Source organism: Paenibacillus sp. IHBB 10380 (genome assembly GCF_000949425.1).
Taxonomy (GTDB): Bacteria; Bacillota; Bacilli; order Paenibacillales; family Paenibacillaceae; genus Paenibacillus_AQ.
In genome coordinates this window covers 3458355-3473145 of the sequence record NZ_CP010976.1, presented here as the reverse complement: position 1 = coordinate 3473145, position 14791 = coordinate 3458355, and the positions used below count along the sequence as shown (strand labels likewise).

The 14791-nt window shown below is 41.2% G+C and carries 13 protein-coding genes; 6 read left to right on the top strand and 7 right to left on the bottom strand.

Annotated elements, in window-relative coordinates; all coding sequences use genetic code 11:
• Positions 1-305: 305 nt before the first annotated feature.
• Positions 306-1373, bottom strand: a complete 1068-nt coding sequence (locus tag UB51_RS15490; RefSeq protein ID WP_044878075.1) for a phosphodiester glycosidase family protein — start codon at positions 1371-1373, stop codon at positions 306-308.
• Positions 1370-1777, bottom strand: coding sequence for a hypothetical protein (locus UB51_RS15485; RefSeq protein WP_044878074.1), 408 nt, complete (start codon positions 1775-1777; stop codon positions 1370-1372). Before UB51_RS15485 ends, UB51_RS15490 begins: the two co-directional genes overlap by 4 nt.
• Before the next feature lie 174 nt (positions 1778-1951).
• Between UB51_RS15485 and UB51_RS15480 the strand changes: the two genes are divergently transcribed.
• Positions 1952-2608 (top strand): response regulator transcription factor, encoded by a 657-nt coding sequence (locus UB51_RS15480; protein ID WP_044878073.1) that lies wholly within the window; start codon positions 1952-1954, stop codon positions 2606-2608.
• Positions 2609-2709: 101 nt separating this feature from the next.
• Entirely contained in the window at positions 2710-3933 is a 1224-nt protein-coding gene (locus tag UB51_RS15475; protein ID WP_044878072.1) for an aminotransferase-like domain-containing protein, read from the top strand.
• Here the strand turns inward: UB51_RS15475 and UB51_RS15470 are convergent.
• Positions 3930-4697, bottom strand: coding sequence for a DUF2161 domain-containing phosphodiesterase (locus UB51_RS15470; RefSeq protein ID WP_044878071.1), 768 nt, complete (start codon positions 4695-4697; stop codon positions 3930-3932). The genes UB51_RS15475 and UB51_RS15470 overlap by 4 nt on opposite strands.
• Positions 4698-5083: 386 nt before the next feature.
• Here UB51_RS15470 and UB51_RS15465 point away from each other — a divergent pair, with 386 nt between their 5' ends.
• Complete coding sequence (locus UB51_RS15465; RefSeq protein WP_044878070.1) at positions 5084-6979, top strand: PrkA family serine protein kinase; 1896 nt, start codon at positions 5084-5086, stop codon at positions 6977-6979.
• 197 nt (positions 6980-7176) lie between these two features.
• Here UB51_RS15465 and UB51_RS15460 read toward each other — a convergent pair whose 3' ends face one another.
• The gene (locus tag UB51_RS15460; RefSeq protein WP_044878069.1) at positions 7177-8616 is read right to left on the bottom strand and encodes a SpoVR family protein; all 1440 of its coding nucleotides are present in this window, start codon (positions 8614-8616) and stop codon (positions 7177-7179) included.
• Between the two features lie 276 nt (positions 8617-8892).
• On the opposite strand from UB51_RS15460, the gene UB51_RS15455 reads away from it, so the two are divergent.
• Positions 8893-9513 (top strand): deoxynucleoside kinase, encoded by a 621-nt coding sequence (locus UB51_RS15455; protein ID WP_044878068.1) that lies wholly within the window; start codon positions 8893-8895, stop codon positions 9511-9513.
• A complete protein-coding gene (locus tag UB51_RS15450) occupies positions 9510-10163 on the top strand; it encodes a deoxynucleoside kinase (RefSeq protein ID WP_044878067.1) in 654 nt (217 codons plus the stop codon). The genes UB51_RS15455 and UB51_RS15450 overlap by 4 nt, the downstream gene beginning before the upstream one ends.
• A 147-nt stretch (positions 10164-10310) precedes the next feature.
• Here UB51_RS15450 and yhbH read toward each other — a convergent pair whose 3' ends face one another.
• From yhbH to UB51_RS15435, 3 genes are all read right to left on the bottom strand, one after another.
• The gene (yhbH, locus tag UB51_RS15445; protein ID WP_044878066.1) at positions 10311-11465 is read right to left on the bottom strand and encodes a sporulation protein YhbH; all 1155 of its coding nucleotides are present in this window, start codon (positions 11463-11465) and stop codon (positions 10311-10313) included.
• Between the two features lie 256 nt (positions 11466-11721).
• A complete protein-coding gene (locus UB51_RS15440) occupies positions 11722-13128 on the bottom strand; it encodes a HAMP domain-containing sensor histidine kinase (RefSeq protein WP_044878065.1) in 1407 nt (468 codons plus the stop codon).
• Complete coding sequence (locus UB51_RS15435) at positions 13116-13796, bottom strand: response regulator transcription factor (RefSeq protein WP_044878064.1); 681 nt, start codon at positions 13794-13796, stop codon at positions 13116-13118. The genes UB51_RS15440 and UB51_RS15435 overlap by 13 nt, the downstream gene beginning before the upstream one ends.
• A 141-nt stretch (positions 13797-13937) precedes the next feature.
• Here UB51_RS15435 and UB51_RS15430 point away from each other — a divergent pair, with 141 nt between their 5' ends.
• Positions 13938-14648 carry a YceI family protein gene (locus UB51_RS15430; RefSeq protein WP_044878063.1) on the top strand — a complete coding sequence of 237 codons (711 nt, stop codon included), beginning with the start codon at positions 13938-13940 and terminating at the stop codon, positions 14646-14648.
• The last annotated feature ends 143 nt before the right edge of the window (positions 14649-14791 follow it).

Genomic DNA, 14791 nt, shown 5'->3' with positions numbered 1-14791 from the left:
AAGAAACGGCTTCGTCGTCCTTAAAGGGACGGCATTCGTTTAGCAATGAAATAGGGATGAAAGTTAAAATAATTAAAAAAAGCTTCCTCACGAGGAGGAAGCTTTACGGTTCTTACAGACCTTTAGTTTTATCTTCGTTGTAAGAGGATGTAAGAATGCCTGTCAAGAATAAGGCAAGAACAAGCATGATAATCCAAAAAGTTAACGAGAAAGACATCAAAGCCACCTCCTGCTCATACTACTTACAAGTGCACTTATAATTACTATTATAACCAGCCTTATCAAAAAAATAAATGAGAAACTCATTATTTAAAAAATAAGAAATTTGTAGGAAGCTGACGAAGGTTACCATCAGATGGTTTATTAATGATTTTGTCATTAAGAATAAGGGAAGATGAACCTCCACCATCCAAATTATAGGCATTGCGAACGCCTAAATGGAACATCTTACTTTGAAGTTCTTTCAACGTAGCGCCGGAACTTCCATTCTCATTGTATCCATCGATGACAAGAATGAGTATTTGGTCATCCTTATAGTTTCCGATCACTGTACGTGGCGCTCTGACCGGTGAAGTTTGCCATTTCACAGGAATGGGAACGATTTGACCATTTTCAAGTAATGTGGGTACAAATGTGGCACCAAATGAAGGCTCAAGTACATCTAAATCTTGCTTGTTGTGAAATTTACCGCCGATAAGTTTACCCGATTGATCAAGTCCTACAAAGGAAAGATCTTTGTAACTGGATTCAAATCCGGTTAGATATTGGCCGTTCATCACGGTTGTACTAAGAGGATAACGTTTGCCACCACCATCTGCAAAGCCTCCAGCATTAATTCCAGCTATGGCACGAGTACGCTTAACAGCTTGTAAGGTCGTCTCCGAGCCACCTACAGTATCATTACCTAAGCTCATTTGCATCGCTGTGGGGTCTTTCAGCTTGACCTTCATGGCATGTCCGCGATAATAGCCAGTATTCACTTTGAAAAGTTCAATCGAGATACGGTCGCTATTCACTCGTTCATAAGGTGTGCCTAGCTTTGCAGAAATCTTTTGATTATAGATACGCTCAGGGATTAGGGCTTGTATACGTGCTTGTTTAACGATAGATGATGTTGTATCTAGTGTGCTTTGATAAATTTTCGCTGATTTACGGATGGAGGACAGAGTCCCTTGGGCAGTATTCTCGGCTAGGCTTAATTGCTTGGATATCGATTGAGTCTGTGTATCTAAAGTTATTGTAGGAACAAATGCCTCGGTATCTGTACTCCATTGCAGAGGTGCAGAGCTGATGATGAGCCACAGAAAAAGACCAAGGAAAGGTGCTGTTAATATTAGAAAAAAACGATTGACTTGTTTAACTTGCAATGTCATTTGAGAAGATCCATTTTTTTCTGCAACGTGTTCAACTGATTCTTGACATCATTCAGCTGAGTATATAACTTGTTGCTATTGTCGGTTTTACTTGTAGCATTATCTTTCGTAAATGTAAGAAGTTCATTGAAAGACTGCACCTTGCTATCAAGTTCACCTACTTCAGTAGATATGATGCTTAGCTGTTTCTCATAATCAGCTTTTAATAGTGTCATTTGTTTCTGTGTTTCCCGCTGTAATTGCTGGAGCATGTCTTGCTTCAAGTGATTGCTATATAAATAGGTAACCGTAATACCCAATGCGATCAGTAAGAACCATACCAGCAAAAATAGTTTTACAGAGGGGCCACTTTTGGTTGTTTTGCGTTGGTTATAATGTGAAGTGGTCTCCGTGGAAGATTGCATTTTATCACCTCAATGCTTTTTTTTATCAAGTTTCTATTCTATCATTCCCCTATTCATTTCGCAAAACAACACTTTGTGACACAACAATGACTAGAATGGGATTGCCAATTATGGAAAAATTGAGATACAATCTTTTTGTTGTTTATTCATCATAAGTTCAGGGGGTTTTTTACAATGCCAAAGGTTTGGCGAGTTGTAATTATGGATAGTCAACCGACACGAATGCTAGGAACTAAACTAATCTTAGAGGAACAAGCGCATTTACGGGTTCAGGGGATGGTATCCTCTTGTGCAGAGGGGATGCAATTAATTAAAGAGTTGAAGCCAGAACTCATATTATTAGATGATGATTTACCTGAAGGAAGATCAGAGCTATTGCTGGGGCAAATTAGGTATCAGTCTCCAGAAAGTGAGGTAATTGTATATACAGACGAGGAAGGGCTTACTGTGGTTCATACCATGTTTAGTTTAGGAGCAAGTGGTGTACTGTCCAAACAGGCAACTTCTTCACAGCTTATTCTCCTTATTGAAGGTTTGCGTGCAGGGTTCACGTTATTACCACTAGAGTGGCTCAGACACGGTATTTGGCCTATTGTTGGTCCAATGTCCAAGCAAGAGCTATTTGAATTAACTGAGATGGAAATATTTATAATGGAACGAATTGTTCAAGGAATTACATACGATAAAATAGCTTTAGAGATTGAGGTTAGCAGAAGATCTATCGACAATTATTTACGAAAAATTTATGTGAAGCTTAATGTTTCAACACGGGCACAAGCCATAGAGAAGTTCACACTTCATTCGCAGATGCACAGTCAGATTTACGCTTAAGGCAACCATTACGTGAGGGTTATGCATATTTAAAGCTAATAGCGAATACGCTTGATGGGTTAACCAAAAGATAAGATCAGTTCAATGGAGGAGGAGAAATCATGCGGTACTCTTTTGCTTCGAGAGCGGAATGGATGATGTTATCTCCGCTTGAGTATATCAAGTCATATCCACGGCAGGATTCATTTATATCTTTTGCAGAAGAGCTACCAGCAGAAGACCTGTTTCCGCTTACACAGCTGAAATCAGCTGCAGCTGCTGTTCTATCTAGTAACCCTATGGCTCTACAATATGGTGACCCAGAAGGGTATACCCCACTACGTAATTGGCTTAGAGAAGAATGGAGACTACATAAAGATATAGAGGTAAACGTGAGTGGAATTCTACTTACAACAGGCAGTCAACAGGCAATGGATCTTTTGAGCAGAGTGTATGTTGATCCAGGGGATGCAGTCCTTGTAGAGAATCCTACGTCTCCGGGATGTCTACGAGTATTAAGAATGCAGGGTGCAAATATTATTCCCGTGGAAGGGAACGAAGAAGGGATTCTCCTCGAACATTTACAACAACAGATTGAATCGCATCAACCTAAAGTTCTCTTCGTCGCTCCTAATTTCGCAAATCCAACAGGCATTCTATGGAGTTTAGAAAGACGAAAAGAGGTACTTGAGTTATGCCAGAAGCATGAAATTCTCATTGTGGAAGATGACTCGTATGGTGATCTCTATTTCATGAATGAGAAGGAAGCTCCTTTTGCGAAACGTTATCCTTCTCTCTTCGCCTTGGATGGTCATGGGGCAGGTGGACAAGTGTTATATGTAGGTTCTTTCAGCAAGACAGTAGCCCCTGGACTACGTACGGGCTGGGCGGCGGGTAATCGGCAATTGATTGAAGTTATGGCTACAGCTAAACAACTGGCGGATTGGCAGTCTAGTAATCTGAACCAGAGGCTGTTACATCAATTACTAGAATCGACATTGTTCGACTGGAATAAACATTTAGCTCTTCTAAACCGTGAATATAATATTCGTCTGAAATTGATGGCAGAGCTATTGAAGCGTCCAGCTTGGAAAGGTGTCTATTATACGCTTCCTGTTGGTGGAATGTTTCTATGGGTGCAGCTTCCGGCTGGACTTCAGGGTGAAGCACTGTTGAAGTGTTCCATTGGAAAAGGGGTTAGTTTCTTACCAGGTAGACTCTGCTATGCAGGTAAGGGAGGGATGGATTACATCCGTCTTAATTTCACCCATCCAGGTCGAGATGAGTTATGGCTAGGAATGAATCTAATAAGTGAGGCCATTAATGAATTTACAGCTCGGAGCTAATTGGACTCGGATATTGTTATAGTGAGAGGTTCCGTTAATAGGATAGGGCTTGTAGAACATGCCTCTAACACATCTACGTATTGCTCTAAAGCAGCAATTCCAACGTCTGTTAGGACGTAGCGTCCCCGTGAAATTCGTTCAAACCAACCATAATAGTTGTTCTGAAGGATGGAGGAGGCATTGCTTAGTCCCGTGAGATTGCGTAAATAAGCTGGAGAGACTCCAACGGCATCAACATCTCTTAAAGAGTGGGCGAGTCGTAGCGCCTTCTCACGGTATGCTGTGACCAATTTGGCGCGATTGCTTCCTCCCGTATTGTAGTCACCGCTCCGTTCATGGAATTCTTCAATGAGTTGTGACTTCCGTCGTTTATTGCTCCGTGGATATGTTAGTGATGCATTGGGTTGAGTAATGATTTCTACTATTGGATTTTTCGTCTTATAAAAGGTTATGGTGATGAGTCCAAGTCCCAGTCGCTGACATAGGCTGGATAGGTCACCCCAACGTTGGTTGACAGCTCCACGCTTAGCCCGGCTCCGTTCCACGGCCAAGTATACATTTGAACTTAATTTAAGACGTTCTATCCCTTGCAACAGCAGCGAGAGGTTGAACGTCTTTTTCATTTCTACGATGAGAGGTTCAGCCATATCTTCTCGTACACCAACGAGATCACAGTGTCGGACTTCTCCTTTGATGACATATCCGTGCTGCTCAAAAAATGTTTTCAAAGGGCCATACAGCTCGGTCTCATGCTTGACAGCCATATCGAGCCCCCCTTTCTTCTAAGTTAAATACAGCATAGTGTATTTCTATATTACCACTTTATTGTCGCCTCGTTAGAATACTTTGTATAATCGATTTGAGAAAAAGAAATGGACGGATGATCATTTAATATATCATTAGCAAAAGACAAACTCCAGATTATTGAAAAAAGAGGTCAACTAATCGTCCTTTCTTGCATAGGTATGTAATACACTTTTTAAACGCTATGGGGTTGACCCTTGACACATTTTCACAACGATTAGAAATGATGATATTTAATGCATTCTTTCTAAATCGTCCATCGGTAAACGTACGGCGTTTAAATGATGTCGTAGCAGATTATCCTTGGTGATGCCAGTTCATAACATAGTCATAGGAGGTAGCAATCATGGATATTTTCGAACGCGTGGCAGCGTATCGGGCAGAGAGCGGACAGTTGGAGTGGAGTGGCACATTTAAGCAATATATTGATTTGCTACGCATTGATCCCACGCCTGCCATGACTGCGCATGCTCGTGTGTATGAAATGATCGAAGCATATGGCGCAGAAGTGGTTAATGGACATAAGCGGTATAAGTTTTTTGAACAGGAGATTTTTGGATTAGATCGAGCGGTAGAGAAACTGGTGGAAGAGTATTTCCATTCCTCAGCAAGGCGGCTAGATGTTCGTAAACGAATATTGCTGCTTATGGGGCCTGTCAGTGGTGGTAAATCGACATTGGTTACACTCTTGAAGCGTGGGCTGGAGAGGTTCTCGAAGACAGATAAGGGTGCCGTCTACGCCATTGAAGGCTGCCCGATGCATGAAGAACCTCTGCATTTGATTCCGCTAGATCTTCGGTCTGAAGTAGAGAAGGAACTTGGAGTTAGAATTGAAGGAAGCCTGTGCCCTTCTTGCCAAATGAGACTGAAGACAGAATATGGTGGAGATATTGAGCAGGTAAGGGTAAACCGTGTAATCATCTCTGAAGAGGGCCGTATAGGGATTGGTACATTCAGTCCTTCTGATCCGAAGTCGCAAGATATTGCTGATCTTACAGGGAGTATAGATTTCTCAACGATTACGGAATTTGGTTCGGAGTCGGACCCACGGGCTTATCGTTTCGACGGTGAGCTGAATAAGGCGAATCGTGGTTTAATGGAGTTCCAAGAAATGCTTAAGTGCGATGAGAAGTTCCTGTGGAATTTGTTATCATTGACACAGGAAGGGAATTTCAAGGCAGGGAGATTTGCGTTAATTTCGGCTGATGAGATGATTATTGCTCACACGAACGAATCAGAGTATAAGTCTTTTATATCCAACAAAAAGAATGAAGCCTTACAGTCACGGATGATCGTTATGGCTATTCCATACAATCTGAAGGTGTCGGAAGAAGAAAAAATTTATACGAAATTAATTGAGCAAAGTGACATGCTGCATATTCACATCGCCCCTCATGCGCTTAGGTCTGCTGCAATATTCTCTATTCTGACAAGACTTAAAGAGACAAAGAAGCAGGGGATGGATCTCGTTAAGAAGATGCGGATGTACGATGGGGAAGAAGTGGAAGGTTACAAAGAGGCGGATCTTAAGGAAATGCAGAATGAGTATCTGGAGGAAGGGATGTCAGGCGTCGACCCCCGCTATGTCATTAACCGGATTTCGAGTGCGCTCATTAAGCAGGATACACAATGCATTAATGCTCTAGATGTATTACGGGCTATCAAAGACGGCTTAGATCAGCATGCTTCCATTACGAAGGAAGAACGAGATCGGTATCTTAATTTTATAGCCGTTGCACGTAAAGAATATGATGAGTTAGCTAAGAAGGAAATACAGCGGGCATTTGTATATTCTTATGAAGAGTCGGCTAAGACTCTATTCGAGAATTATTTGGATAACATAGAAGCATTCTGCAATTGGTCTAAAATTCGTGATCCGCTTACCGACGAAGAGATGGATCCAGATGAAAGACTCATGCGTTCCATAGAAGAACAGATTGGAGTATCTGAGAATGCTAAAAAGGCTTTCCGTGAAGAAATTCTAATTCGCATCTCTGCGTATTCACGTAAAGGGAAGAAATTTGAATACAACAATCACGATAGACTTCGGGAAGCCATCGAGAAGAAGCTTTTTGTAGATCTGAAAGATATCGTTAAGATTACAACGTCAACTACGACACCTGATGGCAATCAGTTGAAACGAATTAATGAGGTCAGTAAGAGACTCATTGATGACCATGGATATTGCCCTATATGTGCTAATGAGTTGCTACGGTATGTGGGTAGTTTGCTTAACAGATAAGTGTCACGTTAATTAGAAACTCCTTTAAGACTGCTGCCTGTGGAGAGTATCGTACTCTAGGGCAGTTTTTTTAAATATGAGAAAGTAAAAGTTTCAACGATTTCGGTTGTGGGGTTGATAATACATACCGAAAAACATACAAGAGCCTCTCTCATCAATCACTTATTCAAGTGAAGATGAGAGGGGCTTTTATGGATCTATATAAATTTACGATGATGTTTCGTACCGTCATACATGAAGATAGCTTTCTTATCTTCAACTACGGTCTCTAAGTGAACGCTTTTCCCCCATAGTTTATAAACATAAGGGAGTGTACGCTCCATATATTTGAGATCAAGCTCAATACCTTCATATTGATGTTTCAATACTAATTCCCCTGTACGCATGTAATTAGCATCTTTTACGACTAGGTAAGGACTTCCCCCGTTAACTTTAGATAATACCATTTGATCACGAACATTCTCCCATGATTTATCTGTAATTTTCCATTCAGGTCCTTTTTTCTCAAAGACGTATAGATCGAGGTCTTCTGTTAATTTTTTGGTTAAATAGTTACGTAAAAACGAGATATCGGAATCGAATTCACGAACCTCGAACATTTTTGCGCGGCCTTGGCCTGGTTTTCGACCAGGTACCTCTAATTCTTCCTTGGTAGGATGTTCCCACCGATGTTCGATATCTTCAAATATTTTGAGTCCCAGATAATAAGGGTTGAGACTCTGCTGTGAAGGCTGTACAACGGATGAATTGAGCTTGGCGAACTCAATGGTTTCCTCACTAGTAAGATCCAACTCACGAATGATACGTTGATGCCAGTAGGAAGCCCAGCCTTCATTCATGATTTTCGTTTCCATTTGCGGCCAGAAATATAACATTTCATCACGTAGCATACTCATGATATCCCGTTGCCATTCTTCGAGTATTTCCGAGTATTCTTGAATGAACCAGACGACATCCTTCTCTGGCTCAGGCGGAAATGGTAATTCGGCCAATGTTTTTTTGATATGAGATTCTTGAGGCTCATTGATCTTCCATATATCATCGTACTCGTGAGGAGCGGCGGTAGACCGACTGGGATCTCGTTGCTCTCGAATTTTTCTTTCTATATACCGCTGTTTATCAAGGCGCTGTGGTTTAATAATCTGTGGATCCACATGCTCTTGAATGCCAAGTACGGCATCTATGAATGACTCCACAGCTTCTGTCCCATGTTCCATTTCGTAACGACTAATTCTTTCTGCTGTGGCGGACATACTCTCTAGCATGTTGCGATTAGAAGCCGAGAAGCGGGCGTTGTTCTTGAAAAAATCGCAGTGTGCAAGCACATGAGCGACAATGAGCTTATTCTGAATCAAAGAGTTACCATCTAAAAGAAAGGCATAGCAGGGATTAGAATTGATAACGAGCTCATAAATTTTGCTGAGGCCGAAGTCATATTGCGTCTTCATTTTGTGAAAAGTTTTACCGAAGCTCCAGTGGCTAAAGCGTGTTGGCATACCGTAGGCTCCGAAGGTGTAAATGATGTCTGCGGGACAAATTTCATATCGCATGGGATAAAAATCAAGACCGAACCCTACAGCAATCTCCGTAATTTCTGCAATGGCGCGCTCCAGACCGGCCATCTCATCTTGGTGCATGTGATCCCCCCATTTATTAAATTCAAAAATGCTTCTTATCATATATATGTAAAGGAAGAAGGGTTATGCGAAGAGAATATGGGGATTTGAAACCCATTTACGATGGGAGACAGCCTCAGTGTGATTCTGAACAAGAGGGGATTATGCTGTTCTCACCCTTCTTGTAGTAAGTGAGTCTGTTTATGTTCACAAGAATTTCTCTCGTGGGAAGATTACTCATATGGTACAATATGTTGTGGTTTGTTACAGGTGTGAATACTGCATAGGAGGAAAGTAATGAAACAAGGATCATTTATTGCCGTTGAAGGTCCGATTGGAGCAGGGAAAACAACACTCGCTTCAATGCTATCTGAAGAATTAAATATCCCAATCATTAAAGAGATTGTCGAGGCTAATCCGTTTCTTGATAAATTTTATGACAATATAGATGAATGGAGTTTCCAGACGGAAATGTTCTTTCTCTGCAATCGGTACAAGCAGCTAGAAGATACTAGATTGCAGTATATTGATCTGAACAAGCCGGTTATTGCTGATTATCATATTTATAAAAATCTCATATTTTCTGAACGGACATTGACAGGGGTAAAAAGGGGTAAATACCGACAGATTTATCATTTGCTAACAGATGATTTGCCGAAACCCAATATCATCCTCTATATTAAGGCGGATTTAGATACGCTGTTACAGCGGATTAAGAAACGTGGACGTTCTTTTGAACAGACGATGGATACAGCTTACTTGCAGCAATTAATGGAAGACTACGATGCTGCTATGACATTTCTGGCCAAAGACGATTCTACAACCGTTATAACCATTGATGGCAATTTGATTGATTTTGTTGAGAATAGAGAACAGTTCGTGCAAATCGCTTCAAATGTAAAGGAGTTCATACAATGAATAAATACAACATACCTCAAAATGCGCTGATCACTGTAGCGGGCACGGTAGGTGTCGGAAAGTCTACATTAACAGCTGAATTGGCAAAACGTCTTGGCTTTAGAACATCGCTGGAACAAGTGGATGATAATCCTTATTTGGAGAAATTTTATCATGATTTTGAAAGATGGAGTTTTCATTTACAGATTTATTTCTTAGCAGAACGCTTTAAAGAACAAAAAGGCATTTTTGAAGCAGGGGGCGGATTCGTTCAGGACCGTTCTATATATGAAGACACCGGCATATTTGCCAAGATGCATGCAGATCAAGGTACCATGTCTAGTACGGATTACGAGACGTACACAAGTCTGTTCGAGGCTATGGTGATGACACCGTATTTTCCACATCCAGATGTGCTGGTTTACCTTGAAGGCAGTCTCCCCTCCATCCTGACACGTATTGAGGAGCGTGGACGTGAGATGGAAATTCAGACAGATCCTTCGTATTGGGAACATATGCATAGCAGGTACTCAACTTGGATAACCAATTTCACAGCATGTCCAGTGCTGCGGCTAAATATTGATGAATATGATGTTCATGATTCTGCTTCTATGGATCATATTATTGAGAAAATTAGTAAGGCTATTACCAACAAGAACGGAGTAAGGTAAAGGTTGTGGGAACAACTTCTAGATAACGTTAAAGCACACGGAATATAAAGATTGAAATGAATAATAATATTAGATTTTAATACCATTAAAGCCCTTGGTCCTCCTACTAGGAGAGCTAAGGGCTTTAGTAATGGGAGAACAGCATATTTAGGCATTTTCGCGTTTACGAAAGAAGGCTTTTAAGGCTTGGTATACCTCACCTTTTTCCTTAATGACATAGTACATAAATGGGTCTAGCTTAATATTTCTGTAAGCTGACATTAGAGTACTGCTACGATTATATTGGTTTACTTCACCATAACCGAACATATTAGATACCTTCAGCAGCTCACCGATCAGCTTGACGCACCGTTCATTATCCGAAGTTAGATTATCTCCGTCAGAGAAATGGAAGGGATAGATGTTATATCTTGCAGTGGGGTACCGTTGATCGATGATATCAAGAGCTTTCTGATAAGCAGATGAACAGATGGTCCCGCCACTTTCCCCACGATTGAAAAACTCATCTTCAGTAACCTCTTTAGCTTCTGTGTGGTGAGCGATGAATACAATTTCAACTTTCTCATATTGACGACGTAGGAAGCGGGTCATCCAGAAAAAGAAACTACGAGCACAGTATTTCTCAAAAGAACCCATAGAACCTGACGTATCCATCATAGCGATGATGACAGCGTTGGAATCTGGAGTCACAACATCGTCCCATGTTTTGTATCTGAGATCATCGGGATTAATGCCATGAATGCCGGGGTCACCAGCTGAAGCATTTCTTCGTAAATTTTCAAGAATCGTTCTTTTTTTATCGAGGTTGGACATCATGCCTTTCTTGCGAACATCATTAAAAATAACGGTTTGTGTCTCCATTTGATCTTTTTCTTTCTGTTTTAAATTAGGAAGTTCCATCTGATCGAATAGCATTTCTTCCACGTCTTCAATGCTCACTTCGGCTTCCATAATATCATGTCCGGGTTGGTCACCAGGCTTCTCACCTTTGCCTGGCTTTTGGGCGGGGTCACGGCCGAGAACATCTCCAACTTGGCTGTCTCCATCCCCCTGACCGACATGTTTTTGTTTCTGATAATTATACACAAAGCGATATTCGTCTAGACTTCGGATGGGCACCTTGATAATTTGTTTACCGTCAGACATGATAATATTTTCTTCGGTAATCAGGTCGGGCAGATTCTGCTTAATCACATCTCGCACCTTTTGCTGATGACGGACTTGGTCTTGGTACCCTTTGCGGTGTAGAGACCAGTCTTCTTTCGATACAACGAAGCTATATGGATAGCGTGATTCCGGCATGGTAGGCACCTCCATTATGGTATGTGCTCGGCACAGTATAGTCTGTTGTAAAGTATATTCATGGGGAAGGACGATATGTGATGGTATAAGAGAATAAATTAGAAGAATAATTGAATACATCCATTTTATGAGAACACTAAGAGGGCTCCATCTTGATAGGAGACCCTCATTATATTACTTTAATATGAAACACTCACCCATGCTTTAGCGTTTGAGAAGAAGTTTCTCTATGGCTTATCCGTCTGTTCTTGGGCTGTTAAAGGATGTCATGAATAGGTAACAAAAGAACGAAGCTGCTCCCTTTCTCGGAGCTATTTCGTAGTATTACATCGCCTCCCATTGCACCCGCTAGTAGTCGACTGAAGGTAAGACCAAGACCGAGTCCACGGACGCGGTTCTTTTGATTGCCGCTACGGAAGAATCGTTCAAAAACAAAGTCTTGATCCTCCGTACAAATACCGTTGCCGTTATCCGTTACGATGACTTCAGCTGATCCATTAGGATGTTCAATAAGCTCAATTTGGATATGAACAGTTCTGTTAGGATGTTTGGCATGTACACTGTTATTGAGCAAATTAACAATAATTTGTTGGATACGAAGTGGATCACCCATTAGATTAAAAGGCTTCGTAGGCATGATTAGCTTGGGTTCATCGACGTGTTCTCCTTGTGTCAGCTTCCACTGATAAACAATTTCCGAAATAAGTGGAATAGCTGCGAGTTGTTCATGGCGAACCTGTACAATGCCAGCAGCTAGTGCATTATAATCGAGTAAATCAGCGACCATTCGCTGGAGACGATCGGTTTCTAAGAGGGCAATATCGAGAAATTCATCGGCTTCCTCACCGTTTACCACATTCTCACGAACGGCATGGACAAGGCCCTTAATGGAAGTGACTGGGGTTTTTAACTCATGTGAAACTCCCGCAAGCATAATCGCACGTGAATGTTCTAACCGCTTTAGCCGTCCTGCCATTTGTTGAAAGGAGAGAAGCAGTTCGTTAATTTCACGCTCATTAGCATCTGCTTCTAGTCGAATATCATATTGTCCTCGGCTGATCTGTGCCGCAGCATCCACGACTCTGCGTATAGGCCTTGTGAGTTTACGTGAAAGTAGATAAATGGTTAACCAGCTGAGACTTGCTAAACTAACCAACATAATGGCAAAGAACCATTTCTCTTCTGTTGGAATGTATTTTAGCTCATTTTTTGCTTGTAGCAATGTAACTTGACCAATCGGCTCCCCACCGTATTCAATGTGCGCCTTTGCTGCTTTGAACTCTGGGCTACGAGATTCATTGAGTTCGTCATCTAACTTGTGGAGTAAATCTTCTTGTGTCAGCTTAGGCATAGAGAACAGCATTTTACCCTTGTTATCTGTCACAATGACACACATTTCATTGGTCATTTTGAAAAAACGTTTACGGTTCTCAATTAATTCGCGAAGACTTTCTCCGACTACAATGGAGCCGTCTGGATTTACGATACGGTCAGCAATTTCCTGTGCAAGCAGTGCAGTAGTTTGTAAGCGATTATTCATCGATTCTTGTCTAATCCAACATATAGAAGTGATAGCGATCACTAACAATCCGATACATAGGATCAGTAAATAGCGAAAAGTCCAATAGGACAAGATAGAGGTTTGTTTTTTTATCCTGTCCATAATTGATACCCCGTTCCTCTTAATGTTCTAATTTCTCCTTCCTTTGAGGACCAATGTGAAAGTGCCTGACGAAGTCTTTTAATGGAGAGATCTACAGCTCGATCGCTACCCTCGTAATCCATTCCCCATACATGCTCAATCAGTTGTTCTCTCGTATATATCTGATTGGGATGCTCTGTTAAGAAGAGGAGTAGTGATAAATCACGTGGAGTTAAATTGACTTCAGCTCCATTTAAGTAGATTTGTCTAGCCGAGTAATCCACGAATAAACTTCCGAAATGGCGCTTACGCTTACCATCTGACCATTGTGATGGTCTACGCAATACAGCATTGACACGGGCTACAACTTCTTCGGGAATAAAAGGTTTGGTCATATAATCATCAGCGCCCCCGTTTAGACCAGCTAGGCGGTCATCAATGCCTTCACGAGCAGTCAACATAATCACGGGACAACTACTTTTTGTACGAATGAGATTTAATAGCTCGAAGCCGTCTATCTCGGGGAGCATAATATCAAGAAGAATAAGAGAAGGATGGGATTCATCGAATGAATCCAATGCCTGCTGACCGTCTAAAGCGCGAATGACGTTGAAGCCAGCCTTTTTCAAATACGCGCTTAGTACTCTTGATATTGCTTCTTCATCTTCGACGATCAAGATGGATTTCATATATTACATATCCTCCTTCAGCTGAATGGTACGACTATTCTATCACATCCTGTAATTGGCAGCACTTTGACATCTTCCTGACTTATTAGCTTGTTAATATATATAAATAAGAATTCTATATAGAGATAATGGAGGGAATTTATGAAGAAGAAAAACATACTAGGTGTGGTAGGTGTAGTCGTTGTTATGGGTGCAATTGGAGGATATTTATTCTTCAATCAGTATATGGGTAACAATGTAGAGATTGAATCGGTGATTCCAGTGCAAGGTCAAGTTTCTAGTGCTGAGACCGTAGATACAGCATCGACAGGTGCAAAGGTTACATCAACTCAATTAAATGGTGATTGGATGATTGAAGACACGTCCAAGGTTTACTGGTCTGTGACAACATCCAAAGAAACCGTTAACTTCGTGGATACAGCCGTAAAGGGTAATTGGAGTGTTAATGTGGATGATAAGGCTTCTATGTCAGGCGAAGGGTCTATTGATATGGCCCAACTGGATTCGGGTAATGGACAGCGTGATGAGCATGTGAAGAGCGATGACTACTTAGCTATTGGAACATATCCGGAAGCATCATTCAAGGCAGAATCTTTCTCTGATATTCCGACTGAATGGACAGAAGGTACACCGGTGCTTGTTGAAATGAAAGGTAAGCTAACGGTAAAAGGAGTGGAGAAGGAAGTATCCTTCATTTCTGAAGTTGCATATCGTGAAGACCAACTATTGCTATCAGGTACAACTAATGTAACTTTCTCCGATTTTGGTATGAAGAATCCACATACGGTAGTTCTAAATACGGAGAATGACCTTGGTGTTCGGTTAGAGCTTGTATTAACTAAGGCACACTAAAATTTACTTTCGCTAATATGCACTATCATATCGGGTGGAAATGGGTCAGACATTGAGTTATGAGCTGAATAAAAGCCAAAGAAGGAGCAAATATGCTCTTTCTTTGGCTTTTTTGTTTTTTTTTTAAATTGAATATTTAACAT